This window comes from Veillonella parvula, assembly GCF_040094895.1.
Classification (GTDB): domain Bacteria; phylum Bacillota; class Negativicutes; order Veillonellales; family Veillonellaceae; genus Veillonella; species Veillonella parvula_L.
The window spans coordinates 1-21,414 of the sequence record NZ_JBBNGV010000005.1 but is presented as its reverse complement, the minus strand read 5'-3'; the positions used below and the strand labels follow the sequence as shown (position 1 = coordinate 21,414).

General features: G+C 41.1%; 37 protein-coding genes. All 37 read right to left on the bottom strand.

The genetic code is table 11. From position 1 onward, the window contains the following. Positions 1-154: 154 nt before the first annotated feature. Positions 155-1,027: a 2-oxoacid:ferredoxin oxidoreductase subunit beta gene (locus AAAT26_RS08615; protein WP_004695167.1), complete on the bottom strand. Its 873-nt coding sequence runs from the start codon at positions 1,025-1,027 to the stop codon at positions 155-157. A gap of 1 nt (position 1,028) precedes the next feature. Then, complete coding sequence (locus tag AAAT26_RS08610) at positions 1,029-2,780, bottom strand: 2-oxoacid:acceptor oxidoreductase subunit alpha (protein WP_287531455.1); 1,752 nt, start codon at positions 2,778-2,780, stop codon at positions 1,029-1,031. Between the two features lie 296 nt (positions 2,781-3,076). Further along, the gene (gene truA, locus AAAT26_RS08605) at positions 3,077-3,862 is read right to left on the bottom strand and encodes a tRNA pseudouridine(38-40) synthase TruA (RefSeq protein ID WP_349209094.1); all 786 of its coding nucleotides are present in this window, start codon (positions 3,860-3,862) and stop codon (positions 3,077-3,079) included. After that, positions 3,859-4,662, bottom strand: coding sequence for an energy-coupling factor transporter transmembrane component T family protein (locus tag AAAT26_RS08600; RefSeq protein WP_004695161.1), 804 nt, complete (start codon positions 4,660-4,662; stop codon positions 3,859-3,861). The genes truA and AAAT26_RS08600 overlap by 4 nt, the downstream gene beginning before the upstream one ends. Continuing rightward, on the bottom strand, positions 4,652-5,512 hold the full coding sequence (locus AAAT26_RS08595; RefSeq protein WP_024062823.1) for an energy-coupling factor transporter ATPase: 861 nt from the start codon (positions 5,510-5,512) through the stop codon (positions 4,652-4,654). Before AAAT26_RS08595 ends, AAAT26_RS08600 begins: the two co-directional genes overlap by 11 nt. After that, the gene (locus AAAT26_RS08590; RefSeq protein ID WP_349209093.1) at positions 5,512-6,420 is read right to left on the bottom strand and encodes an energy-coupling factor transporter ATPase; all 909 of its coding nucleotides are present in this window, start codon (positions 6,418-6,420) and stop codon (positions 5,512-5,514) included. The genes AAAT26_RS08595 and AAAT26_RS08590 overlap by 1 nt, the downstream gene beginning before the upstream one ends. Positions 6,421-6,703: 283 nt before the next feature. Then, positions 6,704-7,039 (bottom strand): 50S ribosomal protein L17, encoded by a 336-nt coding sequence (rplQ, locus tag AAAT26_RS08585; protein ID WP_004695155.1) that lies wholly within the window; start codon positions 7,037-7,039, stop codon positions 6,704-6,706. Positions 7,040-7,051: 12 nt separating this feature from the next. Beyond that, positions 7,052-8,056, bottom strand: a complete 1,005-nt coding sequence (locus AAAT26_RS08580; RefSeq protein ID WP_008602523.1) for a DNA-directed RNA polymerase subunit alpha — start codon at positions 8,054-8,056, stop codon at positions 7,052-7,054. A 70-nt stretch (positions 8,057-8,126) separates the two neighbouring features. Then, positions 8,127-8,516, bottom strand: a complete 390-nt coding sequence (gene rpsK, locus AAAT26_RS08575) for a 30S ribosomal protein S11 (protein ID WP_004695151.1) — start codon at positions 8,514-8,516, stop codon at positions 8,127-8,129. A 19-nt stretch (positions 8,517-8,535) separates the two neighbouring features. Then, positions 8,536-8,904, bottom strand: a complete 369-nt coding sequence (rpsM, locus tag AAAT26_RS08570) for a 30S ribosomal protein S13 (protein WP_004695149.1) — start codon at positions 8,902-8,904, stop codon at positions 8,536-8,538. A 23-nt stretch (positions 8,905-8,927) separates the two neighbouring features. Continuing rightward, on the bottom strand, positions 8,928-9,041 hold the full coding sequence (gene rpmJ / locus AAAT26_RS08565; protein ID WP_004695148.1) for a 50S ribosomal protein L36: 114 nt from the start codon (positions 9,039-9,041) through the stop codon (positions 8,928-8,930). Positions 9,042-9,067: 26 nt separating this feature from the next. Beyond that, entirely contained in the window at positions 9,068-9,286 is a 219-nt protein-coding gene (gene infA, locus AAAT26_RS08560) for a translation initiation factor IF-1 (protein WP_004695147.1), read from the bottom strand. A 22-nt stretch (positions 9,287-9,308) separates the two neighbouring features. Further along, positions 9,309-10,079 (bottom strand): type I methionyl aminopeptidase, encoded by a 771-nt coding sequence (gene map, locus AAAT26_RS08555; RefSeq protein ID WP_004695146.1) that lies wholly within the window; start codon positions 10,077-10,079, stop codon positions 9,309-9,311. Between the two features lie 3 nt (positions 10,080-10,082). Continuing rightward, complete coding sequence (locus AAAT26_RS08550) at positions 10,083-10,646, bottom strand: adenylate kinase (protein ID WP_004695145.1); 564 nt, start codon at positions 10,644-10,646, stop codon at positions 10,083-10,085. A 12-nt stretch (positions 10,647-10,658) separates the two neighbouring features. Next, positions 10,659-11,921: a preprotein translocase subunit SecY gene (gene secY, locus AAAT26_RS08545; RefSeq protein WP_012864761.1), complete on the bottom strand. Its 1,263-nt coding sequence runs from the start codon at positions 11,919-11,921 to the stop codon at positions 10,659-10,661. A gap of 1 nt (position 11,922) precedes the next feature. Further along, the gene (gene rplO / locus AAAT26_RS08540; RefSeq protein WP_004695141.1) at positions 11,923-12,369 is read right to left on the bottom strand and encodes a 50S ribosomal protein L15; all 447 of its coding nucleotides are present in this window, start codon (positions 12,367-12,369) and stop codon (positions 11,923-11,925) included. 22 nt (positions 12,370-12,391) lie between these two features. Then, positions 12,392-12,571: a 50S ribosomal protein L30 gene (gene rpmD / locus AAAT26_RS08535; RefSeq protein ID WP_004695138.1), complete on the bottom strand. Its 180-nt coding sequence runs from the start codon at positions 12,569-12,571 to the stop codon at positions 12,392-12,394. 14 nt (positions 12,572-12,585) lie between these two features. Beyond that, positions 12,586-13,089, bottom strand: a complete 504-nt coding sequence (rpsE, locus tag AAAT26_RS08530) for a 30S ribosomal protein S5 (RefSeq protein WP_004695136.1) — start codon at positions 13,087-13,089, stop codon at positions 12,586-12,588. 18 nt (positions 13,090-13,107) lie between these two features. After that, complete coding sequence (rplR, locus tag AAAT26_RS08525; protein WP_005385510.1) at positions 13,108-13,488, bottom strand: 50S ribosomal protein L18; 381 nt, start codon at positions 13,486-13,488, stop codon at positions 13,108-13,110. Positions 13,489-13,505: 17 nt separating this feature from the next. Continuing rightward, on the bottom strand, positions 13,506-14,051 hold the full coding sequence (gene rplF / locus AAAT26_RS08520; protein WP_004695131.1) for a 50S ribosomal protein L6: 546 nt from the start codon (positions 14,049-14,051) through the stop codon (positions 13,506-13,508). A 24-nt stretch (positions 14,052-14,075) separates the two neighbouring features. Then, positions 14,076-14,462 carry a 30S ribosomal protein S8 gene (gene rpsH / locus AAAT26_RS08515; RefSeq protein WP_004695128.1) on the bottom strand — a complete coding sequence of 129 codons (387 nt, stop codon included), beginning with the start codon at positions 14,460-14,462 and terminating at the stop codon, positions 14,076-14,078. 27 nt (positions 14,463-14,489) lie between these two features. Continuing rightward, entirely contained in the window at positions 14,490-14,759 is a 270-nt protein-coding gene (gene rpsN, locus AAAT26_RS08510) for a 30S ribosomal protein S14 (protein ID WP_004695122.1), read from the bottom strand. Between the two features lie 16 nt (positions 14,760-14,775). Continuing rightward, positions 14,776-15,315, bottom strand: coding sequence for a 50S ribosomal protein L5 (gene rplE, locus AAAT26_RS08505; RefSeq protein ID WP_004695119.1), 540 nt, complete (start codon positions 15,313-15,315; stop codon positions 14,776-14,778). 23 nt (positions 15,316-15,338) lie between these two features. After that, positions 15,339-15,659, bottom strand: a complete 321-nt coding sequence (gene rplX, locus AAAT26_RS08500) for a 50S ribosomal protein L24 (RefSeq protein ID WP_004695118.1) — start codon at positions 15,657-15,659, stop codon at positions 15,339-15,341. Between the two features lie 18 nt (positions 15,660-15,677). After that, positions 15,678-16,046 carry a 50S ribosomal protein L14 gene (rplN, locus tag AAAT26_RS08495; protein ID WP_004695117.1) on the bottom strand — a complete coding sequence of 123 codons (369 nt, stop codon included), beginning with the start codon at positions 16,044-16,046 and terminating at the stop codon, positions 15,678-15,680. A gap of 24 nt (positions 16,047-16,070) precedes the next feature. Next, positions 16,071-16,331: a 30S ribosomal protein S17 gene (rpsQ, locus tag AAAT26_RS08490; RefSeq protein WP_004695116.1), complete on the bottom strand. Its 261-nt coding sequence runs from the start codon at positions 16,329-16,331 to the stop codon at positions 16,071-16,073. 39 nt (positions 16,332-16,370) lie between these two features. Continuing rightward, on the bottom strand, positions 16,371-16,574 hold the full coding sequence (gene rpmC, locus AAAT26_RS08485; RefSeq protein WP_004695115.1) for a 50S ribosomal protein L29: 204 nt from the start codon (positions 16,572-16,574) through the stop codon (positions 16,371-16,373). Further along, positions 16,564-17,001 (bottom strand): 50S ribosomal protein L16, encoded by a 438-nt coding sequence (gene rplP / locus AAAT26_RS08480; protein WP_004695114.1) that lies wholly within the window; start codon positions 16,999-17,001, stop codon positions 16,564-16,566. The genes rpmC and rplP overlap by 11 nt, the downstream gene beginning before the upstream one ends. After that, complete coding sequence (gene rpsC, locus AAAT26_RS08475) at positions 17,001-17,666, bottom strand: 30S ribosomal protein S3 (protein ID WP_009351281.1); 666 nt, start codon at positions 17,664-17,666, stop codon at positions 17,001-17,003. Before rpsC ends, rplP begins: the two co-directional genes overlap by 1 nt. A 16-nt stretch (positions 17,667-17,682) precedes the next feature. Beyond that, complete coding sequence (gene rplV / locus AAAT26_RS08470) at positions 17,683-18,018, bottom strand: 50S ribosomal protein L22 (protein WP_004695112.1); 336 nt, start codon at positions 18,016-18,018, stop codon at positions 17,683-17,685. A 13-nt stretch (positions 18,019-18,031) separates the two neighbouring features. Further along, positions 18,032-18,313: a 30S ribosomal protein S19 gene (gene rpsS / locus AAAT26_RS08465; protein ID WP_004695110.1), complete on the bottom strand. Its 282-nt coding sequence runs from the start codon at positions 18,311-18,313 to the stop codon at positions 18,032-18,034. A 23-nt stretch (positions 18,314-18,336) separates the two neighbouring features. Continuing rightward, positions 18,337-19,167, bottom strand: coding sequence for a 50S ribosomal protein L2 (rplB, locus tag AAAT26_RS08460; protein ID WP_004695109.1), 831 nt, complete (start codon positions 19,165-19,167; stop codon positions 18,337-18,339). 26 nt (positions 19,168-19,193) lie between these two features. Beyond that, the gene (rplW, locus tag AAAT26_RS08455) at positions 19,194-19,478 is read right to left on the bottom strand and encodes a 50S ribosomal protein L23 (RefSeq protein ID WP_004695108.1); all 285 of its coding nucleotides are present in this window, start codon (positions 19,476-19,478) and stop codon (positions 19,194-19,196) included. Then, positions 19,478-20,101: a 50S ribosomal protein L4 gene (rplD, locus tag AAAT26_RS08450; RefSeq protein ID WP_004695105.1), complete on the bottom strand. Its 624-nt coding sequence runs from the start codon at positions 20,099-20,101 to the stop codon at positions 19,478-19,480. Before rplD ends, rplW begins: the two co-directional genes overlap by 1 nt. A 26-nt stretch (positions 20,102-20,127) precedes the next feature. Continuing rightward, complete coding sequence (gene rplC / locus AAAT26_RS08445) at positions 20,128-20,769, bottom strand: 50S ribosomal protein L3 (protein ID WP_004695102.1); 642 nt, start codon at positions 20,767-20,769, stop codon at positions 20,128-20,130. Positions 20,770-20,781: 12 nt separating this feature from the next. Further along, a complete protein-coding gene (gene rpsJ, locus AAAT26_RS08440; RefSeq protein WP_004695100.1) occupies positions 20,782-21,093 on the bottom strand; it encodes a 30S ribosomal protein S10 in 312 nt (103 codons plus the stop codon). A gap of 180 nt (positions 21,094-21,273) precedes the next feature. Continuing rightward, the coding region (locus AAAT26_RS08435; RefSeq protein WP_462952886.1) for an EF-Tu C-terminal domain-related protein at positions 21,274-21,414 on the bottom strand (141 nt) is incomplete at its 5' end.

Genomic DNA, 21,414 nt, shown 5'->3' with positions numbered 1-21,414 from the left:
TTATTATATCACGTTATATAACCACATGGGACAAATCGCAGAAAGCAATATACTAAATAGTTTTTCATAAAATAGTACATACAAAAAACGTGCCACCCAAAGGTGACACGTTTATTATGTAGACAAGCAAGTATCTATAGTGTTCTGCTAATAATTATTTGAAGCCATTACAAAGGCTGTCGAATAATGCTTGGTCAGGTTTTACAACATCTTCAGTCAATGGACGAGGATGTGGTCCGCCATTTGCTGCTGCCATTGCTTTTTCAAAGGAAGGTTTAGATGTATTTTGATAGATAAGGCCTGTAACCAAACCATCAGTATCACCCAAAGTTTTAAGCGCTGTTGCACGATCTGTTGGGTCATAACCTTCAGGCAATGCTACTAAATGTTCTTTGAACCAATCATAACTATTGCGTTTATTATATGTAACACATGGGCTAAATACATTGATGAAGGAGAAGCCCTCATGATCCATAGCTTGTTGAATCAAATCAACGAGCTCTTTACGATTCACCATATAGCTTTGTGCTACAAATGTAGCACCTGCAGCAATCGCAGTTTCACAAACGGACAATGGAGACTCAAACGCACCATGAGGAGTTGTTTTTGTAACAAAACCGATGTCAGAACGAGGGGATGCTTGACCTTTAGTCAAACCATATACATGGTTATCCATTACTACGTATGTCATGTTTACATTACGTTTAAAAGCATGAATGGTGTGACCCATACCGATAGCAAACGCATCACCGTCACCGGAAAATGCAATAACTTCTAGGTCTTGGTTAGCAAGCTTAACGCCTTGCGCATAAGGAAGCGCACGGCCATGAGTTGTATGCGCACCATAAGCGTAGAAATAGCCACCGATACGGCTAGAACAACCAATACCGGAAATTACGGCTAATTTTTCTGGTGGAATATTTTTCGCTACTACGGCATCAGTAATCGCCGCTTGAACCCCATAATGGCCACAGCCTGGACACCAGTTAGGACGAATATCATTTCTATAATCTTTAGCTGTTGTCATATTATAGGACCTCCTTAATCGCATTTTTCACATAACTTTTTGTGAATGGATTACCATCGTATTTCAAGCAGCTAGAAATCTTATGTTTCTTATGCATGTTGATTTTAAATAAGTTAGCCAATTGACCAGTTTTATTGTGTTCTACAATAACTACTTTTTTCGCCGCATCAAAGAACGGTTGTAATTGCTTTGCTGGGAATGGTTTAATTAAGCGCAATTGTAAATGGTTAACTTTAACACCTTCTTGATCGAATTCAGCAACAGCTTCTTCGATAGCACCACGACTAGAAGCCATACCTACAACGAGTACATCCGCTTCATCGTATTTAGCATTGTTCAAGAATGGTTCATAATTGTCAGCTACAGTTTCCAATTTACGGAAGCGTTTATCAGTTTGCGCTACGTGCATTGTAGGCGCTTCTGCTGGTTTACCTTCTTCATTATGCTCTAAACCTGTGGAAAGGAATAGACCATTTTTCATACCTGGAATTGTACGAGGGGAAATGCCATCTTCAGTCAATTCAAAGCGTTTGAAATAGTTAGGTTGTACCAATTCAGGAAGCTCAGCTTCTTTCATCATTTTACCTCGATTAATAGGTACGCGGTTCAAATCGAAAGAAGGAACGGATTGTTTATTCAAACCTTGTTGTAAGTCAGGCATAAAGATAACTGGACATTGGTACATTTCTGCCAAGTTGAAAGCTTTTTGAATTTCATAGAAGCATTCTTCGATAGATGTTGGAGAAATTACGATACCAGAGTAGTCGCCGTGTGCATTGTAGCAAGCCGCATCAATATCGGATTGTTCAACTTTTGTAGCCATACCAGTGGATGGGCCAGAACGTTGAACGTCGATAACAACCATTGGCAATTCAGCCATGGAAGCCATAGACAAGGATTCTGCCATCAAGGAAAGGCCTGGACCAGAAGTACATGTAAAGCCACGAACACCTGCGTATACACCACCCATAGCTGTCATACATGCTGCGATTTCGTCTTCTGTTTGAACAACAGTTGAGCCCAACTTATCCATAGTTTTAATCATGTATTCCATAACTTCGGATGCGGGCGTAATAGGATATGATGCCATGAAACGGGAGCCCGCAGCAATAGCACCAAGAGCACATGCTTCGTTACCTAATAAGAACATTTGATCTTTCTTACCAGGCGCTGGCAATGTATCGATTTCAACATCGCCTAATTTTTCCATTACAAGACTATGACCATCATCGAAAGCAGCCAAGTTTTTATCTATAATCTCTTGGGATTTCTTTGCAAATTTCTCATTAATAGCATCTTTAAACATCTTAGTATCAAAGCCAAGAAGCGCTACGGACATCCCAAGTGCTACGATATTACGCATCAACAAGGAGCCTTGTTTCATTGCTGTTTCAGAGATAGGCAAAGATAAACAATTAATCTTTGTACCTTCAAATTTAGAAAAGTCTGGATTAACTTTACTATCACAGATGATATATCCACCATCGCGTACTTCGGAACCGTGCATATCAACGGTTTCTTGATCAAGGGAAAGCAAGAAGTCTACCCCTTCACCAATGGACATAATTTGTTCCAATGCTACGCGCAATGCGAATGTAGTATGACCACCTTTGATGCGAGATGCAAATAAACGTTGGCTATACAAAGAGTAGCCTTCTTTAGCAAGGATTGTGGCCATGATTTCACCGCAACTCTCGATACCTTCACCTTGTTGGCCGCCCATTTTCCAGATAAAATCTTTACGTTTTTGCAAGAGATTCACCCTCCTTAGGATAAAAATTACACTGCTGACAAGAGTCTACCTTACTATGTTAATGTTTTATAGTACGAACCTGTCTTATATCGTCATTGTATCATGTATATTTTAGGTTTACAATGTATCATTTCACATAATAATAGGTATAAATTAAGGTATTATAACTAAAAATTATAAGAAAAAAAGGATACTACTTTTGAAGTAGTATCCTTTTAGTATTTATACTCAACGTTTTATACTTTCACATCAAAAAAAGAGTCTATATAAAATTATATAGAATATTTATTCTCGAATCATCTAAAATATTTATTCCGTAATACCTCTTGTTGTCGCTCTTCAGTGAAGAATATTTCTTCTAAACATAAGCCTTGAGCAGGTGCAGTTTTCCCTATAGCACGCCGATCTTTAGCAGCTAAATATCCTTTAATATCCTCAACCTTGCGACGACCAAGACCTATATCTACAAGTAAGCCTGCAATATTACGGACCATATGATATAAAAAGCCATCACCGATCACAGAAATCGTCACCTGTGAACCTCGGGACTCAACACGAATTCCCATGATTGTCTTTACAGGATTCGCAGGAGTTGAGTTCGTTCCCTTTAAGGTTGTAAAGTCATGCGTACCTACTAGTTCATTACCTGCAGCCTGCATACGAACAATGTTTAAAGGCTTTTTCACATGCCAATGATATCGCTGCGTCAAAGGATCTGCAATGAGCTGATTATGAATCGTATATACATACTCTTTACCGTATATATTCCACCGTGGCTTCCAATCTAGCGGAATTTCTATCGCTTCTATAACGACTATATCCTTAGAAATATGAGCTATCATAGCACGAGGAATATTTTCTACTGGTATAGTCCCCGACGTTTGAAATGTACAAACTTGAAATTTAGCATGCACCCCCGCATCAGTACGAGAGGCACCATAAATTTGAATGGGTTCATTACAAATACGTGATAAACCATATTCCAAACAACCTTGTACCGTTAACCCCTTATCATTAGGTTGCTTTTGATAACCTGCTAAATCTGTACCATCATAAGCCACTATGATCCGTATATTTCTCATAGGCCAAGCCACCATAATGCAATGAGTATAATCGTAATCAAGACAACAGCACCGACGCCGATATAATCGACATAGGTAACTTGTAATTCTTTCATACGTGTACGATTGACGCCACCTCTATAACAACGCGCTTCCATAGCGATAGCTAATTCATCAGCCCGTCGAAACGCACTAATAAATAATGGCACTAAAAGTGGCACCATATTTTTAGCCCGTTGAATGATAGAGCCTGTCACAAAGTCTGCACCACGAGCAGATTGTGCTTTCATAATACGATCCGTCTCGTCCAATAAGGTAGGGATGAAACGCAGCGCAATAGTCATCATCATGGCGAGCTCATGAGCAGGAACACCAATGCGACGGAACGGATTGAGCAAGTGCTCGATGCCATCAGTTAAGCGAATTGGTGATGTGGTATAGGTCAACAAAGAAGAAAACAAGATTAAGAAGATTAAGCGTGCCGCCATTTGAAGGCCCATTGCCACGCCATGGTCGGTAATATTAATAATCCCCCATTGAAAAATTGGATTCCCAGGCGTCGTAAAAATATGAATACCCATGGTAAATACGATGATAATCCAAAGCGGTTTAATAGCAGACCACATCAGGCGTAATGGCAAACGCGATAATAGCATTGCAAAGATGGTGAAACCACCTACTATGCCATAGGCTAGTGGAGAATTTGCCAAGAAGATAGCCACTACGAAGATGGTAGTAGCAATAATCTTTGCTCGCGGGTCCATGCGATGCAAGAAGGAATTCCCTGGGAAGTATTGACCAATAGTAATGTTATTTAACATGGCTACCTCCCTCTAGAATTGCTTGTACCGCATCATCTACAGACAGTACGCGATTAGATACATCAAAGCCTTGTTCACGCAAATATTCCATGGTAACAGATACTGGTGGAACATCTACACCCACAGCTTGTAACTCATCACGATGATTATTAAAGATGTCCATCGGCTCACCATCGAGAACGACACGCCCTTTATCGAGTACTACGAGACGGGAAGCCATGCGAGAAATATCTTCCATATTGTGAGATACAAGAATTACAGTTATTCCCTTTTCTTTATGAAGTCGAATGATTTCTTCAAAAATTTCTTCCCGTCCAAATGGATCAAGACCAGCAGATGGTTCATCAAGCACAAGGAAATCTGGGTTCATAGCCACTACACCAGCAATAGCAACGCGGCGCATTTGACCACCAGATAAATGAAATGGAGAACGTTCTGCATATGTATCGTAATCGAGTCCTACGAACTTCATCGCATCTCGCACACGCTCGTCTACGTCATCAGCACTAAGCCCTAAATTTTTAGGACCAAAGGCGATATCCTGAGCAATGGTTTCTTCAAACAATTGATGCTCTGGGTATTGGAATACCATACCAACCTTATGGCGCATTTTTTTAGCTTCCTCTGTGGAAGCGCTAATATCTACACCATTGACCGTAACGGTACCAGTTGTAGGATGTAATAGACCATTTAGATGCTGTACAAAGGTAGATTTACCGGAACCAGTATGACCGATAACACCTAAAAACTCCCCATTTTCAATGGTAAGAGATACGCCACGAAGTGCAGTCTTTTCAAAAGGAGTACCCATGCCGTAAGTATATGTAATATTATCTAATACGATCGCCATTAGTGGGTTTCCTCCCCTCTTGAAGCATCTGTTGAGTGTATAGCGGATAATTGCTTGCCTAACTTTGAGCCTTTAAGGCCCTCTGCTAACTCTTCATTATTAATGATGCTCTTACCAACTTCATACCCTTTAGCATTCAGTTTAAAAGCAATTTCTGATGCCACCGGTACATCGAGGCCCAGACCTTTTAAGGTATCTACATGGCTAAAGATTTCACGAGGCGTACCATCATGTAATTTCACACCATTTTTCATAACCACAACGCGGTCTGCCGTAACAGCTTCCTCCATGAAGTGTGTAATATATACAATGGTAATACCTTCTTCTTTATTGAGCTTATGAACTGTTTCAAGAACCTCACGACGACCTTTGGGGTCGAGCATAGCTGTTGGTTCATCAAGAACAATGCAATCAGGCTTCATCGCTAATACACCTGCGATAGCAATACGTTGTTTTTGTCCACCCGATAATAAATGGGGCCCATGTTCTCTATATTCAGTCATATTAACAGCGGCTAACGCTGCATCGACACGTTGTCTAATTTCTGCACTAGGAATACCTAAGTTTTCTGGACCAAAGGCAACGTCCTCTTCTACGACGGCCGCTACGATTTGGTTATCAGGATTTTGAAATACCATCCCCACATGTTGGCGAATCTCCCAAATATGCGCTTCATCTCGCGTATCAAAACCACACACGTTGATATATCCTTCGCTAGGTTGTAATAGCACATTAAAATGCTTGGCAAGCGTACTTTTACCACTGCCATTAGTACCAATGATACAAACAAATTCGCCGTGCTTAATGGATAGACTCACATCGTCTAAGGCACGTACATCATTGCCGTTTTCATCAGTATAAATATGACTCATATGATTGACCTCAATCATAATGTCTTGTTCATTCATGGATAACCTCATATCTTTCTAGTCAATTTCGTTTCTATGAAAGTAGAACCATTTGCATCATCTATCATACTCATACTGTGCATGATTCCCTTATTTCAATTTATCCTATTGATAGAACTGGAATTTAATAATGTCTTAGATATTATGCAAAAAGTTGACAATACATATTCATTATTTACGATAACTGCTAACATATTACGATATTATACTAGTCGATTGTACCATAAAATTGACAATAAAAAAACGGTGCTGCAACGTAAGTTACAACACCGTATGAGTTTGATTAAACTAACTCGATAATAGCCAAAGGTGCAGCGTCACCTTTGCGGAGACCAGTTTTGATTACACGAGTGTAACCACCTTGGCGGTCTGCATATTTTGGAGCAATTGTATCAAACAATTTTTTTACTACACTTTCATCCATGAGGTATGCAAGAACTTGGCGACGTGCATGAAGATCACCACGTTTAGCCAAAGTTACCATTTGATCAGCTAAAGAACGAAGTTCTTTCGCTTTAGCTTCAGTCGTTTCAATACGCTCATATTGGAAGAAAGATGTTAACATGCTACGGAACAACGCTTTACGAGCGGAGCTGTCGCGGCCTAATTTTCTGTACATTCGTCTTCCTCCTTATTCGCCTTTTTGTTTAAGTTGAAAACCACCTGGGTGATTATTGAGTTTTTCCTCAATTTCATCGATAGATTTTTTACCTAAGTTGCGAACTTTTCCTAAGTCATCAATGGTTTTGTCTAGCAGGTCTGCAATTGTATTAATGCCAGCACGTTTCAAGCAGTTATACGCACGAACAGAGAGTTCCAACTCGTCGATGGAAATCTTTGCTGGGCCGTCATCTACAGCTGGTTCTTCATTATCGGAACCTACTGGATCTATAACGATACCGCCTTCACCAGTGTTTACATCTACAACATCTGCAGAATGCGCTAATTTAGTGAAGTTCCCTAAATAACCAATCATAATGGCAGCAGATTTTGCCACTGCATCAGCAGCAGTAATGGAGCCATCAGTCCAAACTTCTAATGTAAGCTTGTCGAAGTCCATTTCATTGCCTACACGAACATCACTCACTTCGTATTTAGCACGAAGAATTGGAGAGAAGATGGAATCGATTGGAATACAACCAATAACATCAGTATCTTTTTTATTCTTCGTTGAAGGAACATAGCCTTTACCTCGTTCGATTACTACGTCCATTACGAGATGAGCTGTCTCATCCATTGTCGCAATCACGAGTTCAGGATTCAATACTTCTACCTCTGGCGGGAATTGTTCAGCTAAATCAGTAGCTGTCAATATTCCATCCTTTTGGAAGTCGAAATGAACTTCCAAAGGTAATTGTGCTTCTTCTTCAACTTTGATGCACAATTGCTTTAAGTTAAGGATGATATCCGTAACATCTTCGCGAATACCAGGAATAGTAGAGAATTCATGAAGAACTCCATCAATTTTGATAGAGGTGATAGCTGCCCCATCCAAGGATGAAAGCAAAATTCTGCGTAAGCTATTACCGAGAGTGATCCCATAACCACGATCTAATGGTTCACATACGAACTTACCATAACGACCGCCATCGGCGATGTCCACTTTCTCGATTTTAAGTTTCTTTTCTTCGCTCATCAGGAACATCCTCCTATATAACACACGTTCATAGTTAATTATAGCACCGTATCATATCGGTCACTATAAATTATACACGACGGCGTTTTGGAGGGCGACAACCATTGTGAGGAATTGGAGTTACGTCTTTAATGGAAGTAACTTCAAGACCTGCAGCTTGTAAAGCACGGATTGCAGCTTCACGGCCGGATCCAGGACCTTTTACGAATACTTCAACAGTGCGAAGACCATGTTCCATTGCAGCTTTAGCAGCTTGTTCAGCAGCCATTTGAGCAGCAAATGGAGTGGATTTACGAGAACCACGGAAGCCCAAGCCACCAGCGGAAGCCCAAGACAACGCATTACCGTTTGTATCTGTCAAAGTTACGATAGTGTTATTGAATGTAGAACGAATATGAGCCGCACCGGATTCAATATGTTTCTTTTCTTTTCTTTTAGTTCTAACAACTTTTTTAGCCACGCTTTATCCCTCCTTTATCTTATTTCTTTTTACCAGCAATTGCTTTTCTAGGACCTTTGCGAGTACGTGCATTCGTTTTAGTACGTTGACCACGAAGTGGTAAACCCATACGATGACGTTTGCCTCGATAGGAGTTGATTTCAATTAAGCGTTTAATGTTAAGAGCTTCTTCACGACGAAGGTCACCTTCTACTTTGTAATCAGCATCTAACAATTCACGGATTTTCGCTACTTCATCTTCAGAAAGATCGCGAACGCGTGTGTCAGGATTGATGCCAGTTTTAGCAATAATTTCAGATGCTAAAGTTGGACCAATACCATAAATATAAGTTAAACCAATTTCCACTCGTTTATCACGAGGTAAATCTACACCGGCGATACGTGCCATCTAATCATCCACCTCCTATCAGATTATCCTTGTTTTTGTTTATGTTTTGGATTTTCGCAAATAACCATTACACGGCCTTTGCGTTTAATGATTTTACATTTTTCGCATATCTTTTTAACTGATGGTTGAACCTTCATTAGTACCTCCTTTGTGGACCCTATGCTTATTTAAAGCGATAGGTGATGCGACCACGATTTAAGTCATACGGTGTCAGTTCCATAGTAACTTTATCACCAGGAAGAATACGGATAAAATTCATACGCATTTTACCTGACACATGAGCCAATACGATATGACCATTTTCCAATTCAACTTGGAACATGGCATTCGGTAATGCCTCAACGACCGTACCTTCCACCTCAATAACGTCTTCTTTTGACATATCTTTTCCTCCGGTTACCTGTTTATTTAATTAACCGCGGTTCTTCCCGCATAGTTAATATTTCAGGGCCGTTTTCTGTAACAACCACTGTATGTTCGAAATGAGCAGCAGGTTTACCATCTACTGTAACTGCTGTCCAGTCATCCCCTAATACACGAACACGATGTGTCCCTAGAGTTATCATCGGTTCAATACACAATACCATACCTGGTTTCATAAGAGGTCCTTGATCAGGACTACCATAGTTTGGTATTTGCGGATCTTCATGCATTTCGCGGCCTAAACCATGACCTACGAAGTCGCGTACGACACCGTAACCATGTTTCTCACAATACGTTTGAACAGCGTGACCGATAGCACCAATACGGTTACCGACTTTCACTTGTTCAATTCCCTTGAACAGACTTTCCTCTGTAACTTTTAACAATTTCATCACATCGGGTTTGACGTGACCGATAGGAATCGTCACAGCCGAATCGCCGTGATATCCATCAATAGATGATACGAGATCAATACTGAGGACATCGCCGTTTTTAAGCTTACGCTTAGCGCTCGGAATACCATGAACGACTTCTTCGTTAATAGAAGCACAGATTGTAGCGGGGAATCCATAGTACCCTTTACAACTTGGTATACCACCGTGGCTGCGAATATATTCTTCGGCAATTGTATCTAACTCAAGCGTCGTGATGCCAGGTTTAGCCTTTTTTACTAACAAGGACAACGTGTCTGCTGTAAGCTTACTTGCCTTGCGGATACATTCAATCTCATGGGGCGATTTTAAAATAATCATAGATTATTTCTCCAACGCCTTAATGATGTCAGCAAATACTGCGTCTACATCTTGTAAACCATTAATTTCTTGATACAATCCGCTATTGCGATAGTAATCAATTAATGGTTTAGTAGATTCTTCGTACACAGCTAGACGTTTCTGTACTGTTTCAGGGTTATCATCAGCACGATTTTCTAGAACAGCTCGTTCGCTAATACGTTTAACCAATTCCTCGGAAGGAACGTTTAAGTTAAGTACAGCGTCCAAAGAAATTCCTAACTCTTTAAGGATTGCATCCAAGGATACAGCTTGCGCTGTAGTTCTTGGAAATCCATCAAGAATAAATCCAGATTTGCAGTCATCTTTCACCAAGCGATCACGTACGATACCAACAGTTACACTGTCTGGTACCAATTGACCAGCATCGATGTATTTCTTAGCCTCAACTCCAAGAGGTGTTTCGTTCTTAATCGCAGCGCGGAACATATCACCTGTTGAAATTTGGGGAATACCGTATTTTTCAATAAGTCGAGCTGCCTGAGTGCCTTTACCAGCACCAGGAGGTCCCATTAATAAAATATACATATCGTTTCCCTCCTATTTCACAAAGCCTTTATAGTGGCGTGTTACCATGAGCGACTCAATTTGTTGCATTGTATCAAGTGCTACACCTACAACGATAAGAAGAGCCGTACCACCAAAGTATACGCCTTGGACGCCGGTTATACTACCGAGGAAATTCGGTATAATAGCAACGACAGCTAAGAATACAGCGCCAGCCAAAGTGATCTTGGTCATCACGTTATCCACATAATCAGCAGTTGGTTTACCCGCACGAATACCTGGGATAAAACCACCGTATTTTTTCATATTATCTGCCATATCTGTAATGTTGATAGAGATTGCAGTATAGAAATACGTAAAGATAAAGATCAATATCGCATACAATGCCGTTTGTAACGGCGTCCCCCATGTAAATAAATCAGCAACTTTATGAACAAATTCATTGTCAATAAATTGTGCAATTGTTACAGGGAACATCAACACAGATGACGCAAAGATAATTGGGATTACACCTGCCTGATTGACTTTCAACGGCAAGAATGTAGAGTGACCACCGTACATTTTACGCCCTACTACGCGTTTTGCGTATTGGATAGGAATGCGACGTTGGCCTTGTGTAACTGCCACTACGACAGCGATCATCGCAAGTGCAATTACAGCAAATAAGAATGCTTGGAACATGTTAATGGTTCCGTTTTGGATATATTGATAAATAGTTTCGAGACCATCTGGCAATCGAGCTACGATACCAGCAAAGATGATCAAAGAAATACCATTACCTATACCATATGCTGTGATTTGCTCACCAATCCACATCAACAAACATGTGCCTGCTGTGAGGATGATGGCCACAACGAATACGCTAAGGAAATCATTATTTACCAAAGCGTTATTTGCTCTAAGAGCAAATGCCATACCAGCGGCTTGTACAAAGCCAAGGACTACGGTGCCATAACGAGTTACCTTCGCTATTTTCTTACGCCCGTCTTCACCATCTTTACTCCATGCTTCAAACTGAGGAACTACAGACTGAAGCAGTTGCATGATGATGGAAGCATTAATGTAAGGGGTAATACTCATCGCAAAGATAGAGAACTTACTTAGCGCACCACCAGCAAACAAGTCTAATAGACCAAATAGGTTACCGGATGTAAACAAGGATTCGATAACAGATGCATCTACACCTGGTACTGGGATGTGAATGCCGGCTCTAAACACAGCAAACATCATCAATGTGTACAAGATCTTGTTACGTAACTCAGTAATCTTAAAGATGTTCGAGAGGCTATCTAGCACCCTAGATCACCTCAACTTTTCCGCCTGCTGCTGTGATTTTTTCTTCAGCAGCTTTAGTGAAGCCATTAGCGATAACAGTCAAGTTTTTAGTTTCCAATGTACCGTTACCTAAAATACGAATACCATCGCGTACATTTTTCAAAATGCCAGCTTCAATAAGAGCTACTGGATCAACTGTTGCACCATCTTCAAAGCGATTTAATTGTGCTACGTTAACTTCAGCATATTGTTTAGCAAAAACGCTGTTGTTGAAACCGCGTTTTGGTAAACGACGATAAAGAGGCATTTGGCCGCCTTCAAAACCGGAGCGAACGCCACCGCCAGAACGGGAGTTTTGACCTTTTTGACCACGACCAGATGTTTTACCCAAGCCAGAACCTAAACCACGGCCTACACGAGTACGAGTTTTTTTAGAACCAGCTGCTGGTTGTAATTCATGAAGTTTCATTCAGTGCACCTCCTTATCAGTATTAAACTTCTTCAACTTTTACTAAATGTCTAACTTTATGAAGCATACCTTCGATTTGAGGTGTTACTTCTTTTACGACTTGAGAATTAGTTTTTTTCAAGCCCAAAGCTTTAACTGTCGCGCGTTGATCTTCAGGACGACCGATTAAGCTTCTTGTTAATGTTACTTTAACTTGTGCCATTTCTTGTCTCCTTATTACGCGTTATAGATTTCTTCAACGGTTTTACCACGAAGCTCAGCAACTTCGCTAGCGCGTTTCAAATCTTTCAAACCTTCGATTGTAGCGCGAACCATATTGTTAGGGTTAGAAGAGCCCAAAGATTTAGTCAAGATGTTACGAACACCTACTAATTCCAATACGGCACGAACAGGGCCACCAGCGATAACGCCAGTACCTTCAGCAGCTGGTTTCAAGAATACGCGGCCTGCACCGAATACGCCTGTTACGCTGTGAGGGATTGTACCATTTTTAATAGCTACGTTTACAATATTTTTCTTAGCATCATCGATACCTTTGCGAATTGCTTCTGGTACTTCCGCTGCTTTACCTAAGCCAACGCCTACATAACCGTTGCCATCACCAACAACTACAAGAGCGCTGAAGGAAAAACGACGACCGCCTTTAACTACTTTGGCTACGCGGTTGATGAATACTACTCTTTCTTTAAGATCAAGACTGGTGTAGTCAATTCTCGCCATGTCTATAGTTCCTCCTTCTTAGAATTTTAAGCCTGCTTCACGAGCACCTTCTGCAAGGGCTGCTACGCGGCCGTGGTAAATGTAACCACCACGGTCAAACACTACAGTGTCAATGCCTTTAGCGATAGCTTTTTTAGCAACTGCTTCACCAACAGCTTTAGCAGCAGCTACGTTACCACCATAGGATAAGTTCAAATCTTTATCTAAAGAGCTAGCAGCAACCAAAGTTGTACCTGCTACGTCATCGATTACTTGTGCGTAAATGTTGCTCAAAGAACGGTAAACGTTCAAACGTGGGCAAGTTGCCGTACCAGAGATGTGACGGCGAATACGAAGATGACGTTTTGCTCGAGCGATATTTCTACTAGATTTACGAGGCAAGATATTCACTCCTTTCATTCATATAGATGATATTACTATTTACCTTTTGCACCAGCTTTACCAGCTTTGCGACGAACAACTTCGCCTTCATAGCGGATACCCTTACCTTTGTAAGGTTCAGGTTTTCTCCATTTACGGATATCAGCTGCTACTGCACCTACAACTTCTTTGTCTGCACCAGACACAACGATTTTGTTAGGAGCTGGAACGTCGATTGTAATACCAGCTGGAGCTTCCATTTCTACTGGATGAGAGAAGCCAAGTGTAAGAGCTAATTTATTGCCTTGTTTAGCCGCTCTGTAACCAACACCGTTGATTTCAAGAGTTTTTGTAAATCCTTCAGATACCCCTGTTACCATATTAGCAACAAGAGCGCGAGTCAAACCGTGAAGGGAACGATGGTTTTTATCGTCGGAAGGACGAGTTACTGTGATTGTGTTACCTTCTACAGTGATATTCATATCTGGATGCAAATCGCGAGATAATTCACCTTTAGGGCCTTTTACGTTCATATGATGGTTATCATATGTAACAGTAACGCCTGCAGGGATCTCGATAGGCATTCTACCGATACGTGACATTATTTCTACCTCCTATTGCTACTATTACCAAACGTATGCGATTACTTCGCCACCAAGACCTTCTTTACGAGCTTGTTTGTCGCTCATAACGCCTTTGGACGTAGAAATAACTGCGATACCCAAACCACCAAGTACACGAGGAAGTTCTTCCTTTTTCGCGTAAACACGTAAACCTGGTTTGGAAATACGTTTAATTCCTGTAATAACTTTCTCGTTATTGGAACCATATTTCAAAGTTACTTTTAAAGTGTTTTCTTCTTTTTCAACGTTCTTTACAAAGCCTTCTTGTAAAAGGATGTCAAGAACGGCTGCTTTCATTCTAGATGCAGGAATGTTTACCGTTTCATGAAGTGCAGCGTTTGCATTACGGATGCGCGTAAGCATATCCGCGATAGGATCGGTCATTACCATAATCTAAAAACCTCCTCTCGTCTAATATTACCAGCTGGCTTTTTTAACACCAGGAATTTGTCCTTTGTACGCCAATTCACGGAACGCAATACGGCTGATACCGAATTTACGCATATAGCCGTGAGGACGACCAGTTAAGTTGCAACGGTTGTGCAAGCGTGTTGGGGATGCATTTGCTGGTAATTTGGATAAGCCTTCATAATCACCTGCTGCTTTTAACGCTTCACGTTTAGCTGCATATTTTTCAACGATTTTAGCGCGTTTCTTTTCGCGTTCAATCATAGATTTTTTAGCCATCTATATGTTCCTCCTATTATTTTTCAAAAGGCATACCGAATTGAGTCAACAATTCACGAGCTTCTTCATCTGTCTTAGCACTTGTTACGATAATGATGTCCATACCAGTAACACGTTCTACCTGATCATATTCGATTTCAGGGAAGATGAGCTGTTCTTTAAGACCCAAAGCGTAGTTACCACGGCCATCGAATGCAGTAGCGCTGATACCGCGGAAGTCACGTACACGAGGTAATGCCGCATTGATCAATCTATCAAGGAATTCATACATGCGTTCGCCACGAAGAGTAACTTTTGTACCCAACGCCATGCCTTCACGAACTTTGAAGTTCGCAATGGATTTTTTAGCTTTTGTGATGACAGGTTTTTGACCAGCAATGATAGTCAAGTCATTAACTGCTGCTTCCAATGCTTTTGCATTGCCTACTGCATCACCTACGCCGATGTTGATAACGATTTTTTCCAATTTAGGAATTTCCATTACATTGCCGTATTGGAATTTTTCTTGCATACTCTTTTTGATTTCAGAGTTGTATTGTTCAAACAAACGAGACATTTATGTAGCTCCTCCTTTCCTGATTATTTAAGTACTGTACCGGATTTAACAGTAGCGCGAACGAATTTACCGTCCTTGCCTTCTACCTTTTTGATACGAGTAGCTGTTTTAGTTTCTGGGTCGACAACCATTACGTTAGAAACATGAATGCCAGCTTCTTTAGTAACGATGCCGCCTTGTGGGTTAGCTTGGGAAGGTTTTGTGTGACGTTTTACAGTGTTAACGCCTTCAACAAATACGCGTTCTTTTTTAGGTTCAGTTGCGATAACTGTACCTTGCTTACCTTTATCTTTACCGGAGATAACAACAACTGTATCGCCTTTTTTGATTTGTAGCTTAGCCATATGCTGCGTTCCTCCTTCTTATAATACTTCTGGAGCCAAAGAAACGATTTTCATGAAGTCTTTTTCACGAAGTTCTCTAGCTACAGGTCCAAAGATACGAGTACCACGAGGGGTCTTGTCATCTTTAATAACTACTGCTGCGTTTTCATCGAAACGAATATAGGAACCGTCTTGACGGCGGATACCTTTTTTAGAACGAACAATAACAGCTTTAACTACGTCGCCTTTCTTGACAACGCCACCGGGTGATGCATCTTTTACAGAAGCAACGATTACGTCACCGATATTGCCGAATTTGCGATAAGAACCGCCCATGACTTGGATGCACATAATACGTTTAGCACCAGTGTTGTCGGCAACATTCAAAATTGTTTGTTGCTGGATCATCGTCTATTCCTCCTTACATCACTCTTATTTTTGTCTTTCAAGAATTTCAACAACTCTCCAACATTTATCTTTAGAAAGTGGACGAGTTTCTACAATTTTAACTGTATCGCCAATTTGACACTCATTATTTTCATCATGAGCTTTGAAGCGTTTTGTGCTAACCATTGGCTTGTTATATAATGCGTGAGGTACTTTACGTTCAACAGCAACAACAACAGTTTTGTCCATTTTGTCGCTAACAACTTTACCTACGCGGACTTTACGTACGTTTCTTTCTTCTGCCACGATTTTAAGCCTCCTTTTCAAACTTTAACAAATCTGTTATTATGCGTTTTCAGATTTAAGTTCAACTTCACGTTGTACAGTTTTAATACGAGCGATTGTCTTCTTAACTTCACGAATGCGCATAGGATTTTCTAATTGACCTGTTGCAAGCTGAAAACGGAGGTTAAATAACTCTTCCTTAAGACCGGAAACTTTTTGTTCCATTTCGGCAGCGCTCATATTGCGAATGTCATTAACCTTCATTTACGTCACCACCCAATTCTTTACCCTTAACAACAAATTTGCATTTGATTGGAAGTTTATGGCTTGCAAGACGCATAGCTTCACGAGCTGTAGCTTCTGGCACACCGTCCATTTCAAACATTACACGACCTGGTTTAACCACTGCTACCCAGTATTCAGGAGAACCTTTACCGGAACCCATACGAGTACCAGCTGGTTTAGCTGTGATTGGTTTGTCAGGGAAAATTTTAATCCATACTTTACCACCACGTTTGATATAACGAGTCATAGCAATACGGGCAGCTTCGATTTGACGGTTAGTGATCCAAGATGGTTCGCATGCTACCAAGCCGAACTCACCATGAGACACTGTATTACCGCGCATAGCACGACCTTTCATACGGCCGCGGAATTGCTTACGATGTTTTACGCGCTTTGGAATAAGCATTACTTGCCACCTTCTTCCTTCTTAGCAGGTTGTTTTGCTTCTGGCAAAACTTCACCTTTGTAAATCCATACTTTAATGCCGATACAACCATATGTTGTATGAGCTTCAGCAGTACCGTAGTCGATGTCTGCACGAAGTGTATGCAAAGGAATAGAACCTTCACGATAGGATTCGCTACGAGCGATTTCAGCACCGCCAAGACGACCGCTTACCATGATTTTAATACCTTTTGCACCTAAGCGCATTGTACGACCTACAGCTTGTTTCATTGCACGGCGGAAGCCGATACGACGTTCCAATTGGCCCGCAATGTTTTCAGCAACTAATGTTGCATCCATGTCTGCTTGTTTAATTTCTGCAATGTTAACGTCCACTTGTTTATCAGTGAAACGAGTCATTGCTTTTTTGATATCTTCGATACCAGCACCACCACGACCGATAACCATACCTGGTTTCGCAGTGTGGATAGTCAATTTAATACGTTTATTTGTACGCTCGATTTCAATGCGGGAAATACCAGCAATGAAAAGGGTTTCTTTCAAGAAGTTACGAATTTTTACGTCTTCATGAAGATTAGCAGCGAAATCTTTATCTGCATACCATTTTGCGTCCCAATCTTTTACGATACCGACACGCAAACCGTGTGGATTAACTTTTTGACCCACTCTGTTTCCCTCCTTCTTAAGCTCTTTCTTTAACTACTACTGTTACGTGGCTAGTACGTTTCAAAATTTTGAAAGCTTGACCACGGGAACGAGGATGAATGCGTTTTAATGTAGGGCCTTGATCAACGAAGATCTCGGATACGTAAAGATTGTCAACATTCATATCGAAATTATGTTCAGCGTTTGCGATTGCAGAACGCATAACTTTTTCTACTACATCAGCGCCAACTTTCGGAGTGAACTTCAAGATGGCAAATGCTTCGCCGATGTTTTTACCGCGCACTAAATCTGCAACGATACGGATTTTACGAGGCGCGATTCGGATATGTCTAGCGATTGCTTTTGCTTCCATGTATTATTTCCTCCTATTTTTTGCCTGTAGATTTTTCGTCCTTACCATGACCTCTATAAGTACGTGTAGGAGCGAACTCACCTAATTTATGACCTACCATATCTTCTGTAATGAATACAGGTACATGTTTGCGACCATCATGCACAGCAATTGTGTGGCCTACAAAACTTGGGATAATAGTAGAGGCACGGGACCAGGTTTTTACAACTTTCTTTTCGTTAGTTTCGTTTAAAGCTTCAACTTTCTTAAGCAAATGATCTGCTACGAAAGGGCCTTTTTTAATAGATCTGGACACTATTTTATCTCCTTTCCTTTATCCTATTTTGTACGACGTTTAATAATTAAGCTGTTAGAAGCTTTTTTCTTGTCGCGAGTTTTAACACCATGTGCTGGTTTGCCCCAAGGTGTAACAGGATGTTTACGACCAACAGGAGATTTACCTTCACCACCACCATGTGGATGGTCACAAGGGTTCATTACAACACCACGGTTGCCAGGGCGAACACCCATCCAACGATGACGACCAGCTTTACCAATTACAAGGTTGCTGTGGTCAGCGTTACCAACAACACCAATTGTTGCACGGCACTCTTGACGAACACGACGCATTTCACCAGATGGTAAACGAAGAATAGCGTAGCCATTATCTTTACCCATCAATTGAGCAGATGTACCAGCGGAACGAACGATTTGACCACCTTTACCGATTTTCAATTCGATATTGTGGATTTGTGTACCGTCTGGAATATTAGCCAATGGTAAGCAGTTACCAGGTTTAATATCGGACTCAGGACCGGAGAATACAACGTCACCAACTTTTAGACCGTTAGGAGCTAAAATGTAGCGTTTTTCACCATCAGCGTAGTTAAGCAAAGCGATACGAGAAGAACGGTTAGGATCATACTCAATTGTTGCTACTTTAGCTGGAATATTATCTTTAGTACGTTTGAAGTCAATAATACGGTATTGACGTTTGTGACCGCCACCTTGGTGACGAACTGTCATTTTACCAGTATTGTTACGACCACCTTTTTGAGAAATCTTAGCGAGCAAGGATTTTTCTGGTTTGCTTGCTGTGATTTCGTCGAAGGCGGATACTGTCATAAACCGGCGACCAGCGGAGTACGGTTTAAATGATTTAATTGCCATTAGTGGGCCTCCTTACAACTAGACTCTTAGACACCTTCAAAGAATTCAATGGATTCGCCAGCTTTTAAGGTTACGATAGCTTTTTTATAATCGCTACGTTTACCTTGTGTACGACCCATGCGTTTAGTCTTACCTAAAACACGAATAGTAGCTACTTTTTCTACTTTTACATTGAAGATTTTTTCAACTGCTTGACGGATTTGCACTTTATTTGCAGTCAAAGGCACACGGAAAGTGTATTTGCCTTCTTCCATAAGCATAGTGGATTTTTCGGTAATAACCGGGCGGATTAGTACATCATGTAATTGCATTATCCGAGCACCTCCTCGATTTTTGCGACAGCGCCTTTAGTAATGAAGAGCTTATCGTAATGAAGAAGATCGAAAATGTTCATACCTTCGCAAGCCAAAGCTTTAACACCTTGGATATTACGAGCGGAACGTTCAACATTTACATCACCTTCAGTGATGAACAATACTTTTGCATCACCAACGTTGAAGCTGTTAATAATGTTCAACACTTCTTTTGTTTTAGGAGCTGCTAATGTTATTTCTTCCAAAACGTATAATTCGCTATTATTCACTTTATCGCTAAGAGCAGATTTAACTGCTAAACGTCTAGCCTTACGAGGCATAGCTTTGTAATAGCTGCGAGGTTGTGGACCAAATGTAGTACCACCACCGATCCAGATTGGGGAACGGCTGGAGCCTGCACGAGCACGGCCAGTACCTTTTTGTTTCCAAGGTTTGCGGCCACCGCCACGAACCATACCTCTAGTTTTTGTTGCATGTGTGCCGAGACGTTCGTTAGACAATTGACGAACTACGGCTTGATGCATTACGGCTTCGTTAACTTCAACGCCGAATACTGCATCGTTTAACTGTATTTCACCGACTTTAACGCCGGATTGATTATATGTTGCTACTGTAGGCATTACATAATCCTCCTTTCGACAAATGATTATTTAACAGGTTTAACCGTGTTGCGAACCATAACCAAGCTACCTTTAGCGCCTGGGATACCACCTTTAACCAATAAAAGGTTACGTTCAGCATCAACTTTCACAACGGATAAGCGTTGTACGGTAACTCTGTAACCACCCATTTGTCCAGGGAGTTTTTTACCTTTGTATACCTTACCGCCGCCACCGGAGATCATAGGACCGATGGAACCAGGTTCACGGTGAGATTTAGAACCATGAGTTTCAGGACCACGGGAGAAGTTATGGCGTTTAATTGTGCCAGCAAAACCCTTACCTTTACCTGTACCCACTACGTCCACCAATTCACCTTCTGCGAAGATATCAGCTGCCAGAGTTTGGCCTACTGTGTAGTCAGCTGCATTAGCTACGCGAACTTCGCGAAGATATTTCACTGGAGCTACGCCAGCTTTGTCGAACTGACCTTTTACAGGTTTTGTTAAATGTTTTTCTTTAATGGAACCGTAACCAATTTGTACTGCTTCGTAGCCGTCTGTTTCTACAGTCTTTACGCGCACTACAACGCTTGGGGTAGTTTCCACTACTGTTACAGGAACTAATTGGCCTTCAGCTGTGAAGACTTGTGTCATTCCTAATTTTTTACCCAAAATAGCTTTAGACATTATCGCACCTCCTTATAGTTTTATTTCAATAGATACACCAGCTGGTAAATCTAAACGAGTGATAGCATCTACTGTTTTCGAATTTGGTTCAAGAATATCGATTAAGCGTTTATGTGTACGCATTTCGAATTGTTCACGAGAATCTTTGTTTACGTGTACAGAACGAAGAATTGTGAAGATATTCTTTTCTGTTGGCAATGGAATCGGACCAGATACCATAGCGCCATTTCTTTTTGCAGTGTCTACGATCTTAGCAGCGCTTTGATCGAGAGCTTTGTGGTCGTATGCCTTAAGGCGAATACGGATTTTTTGCTGTTTAGCCATTATTAATAATTCCTCCTGTCGTCCATTTCATGAATGGGCTGCTCCATAGAAATTCTCCTCCGCAGAGGCAACCTTCTACTTCATAGTTTAAAAACACAACACGAGAGCGGCATTATCTGCCGCTCTGAGTGCTGCATGTATTGTGCTCAACGCATTCTACGATGAGCATAAAAGGTTAAATTAACCTTCGATTTCTGTTACTACGCCAGCGCCTACTGTATGGCCACCTTCGCGGATCGCGAAGCGAAGACCTTCTTCGATAGCGATTGGAGTAATCAATTCGATTTCCATTGTTACGTTATCGCCAGGCATACACATTTC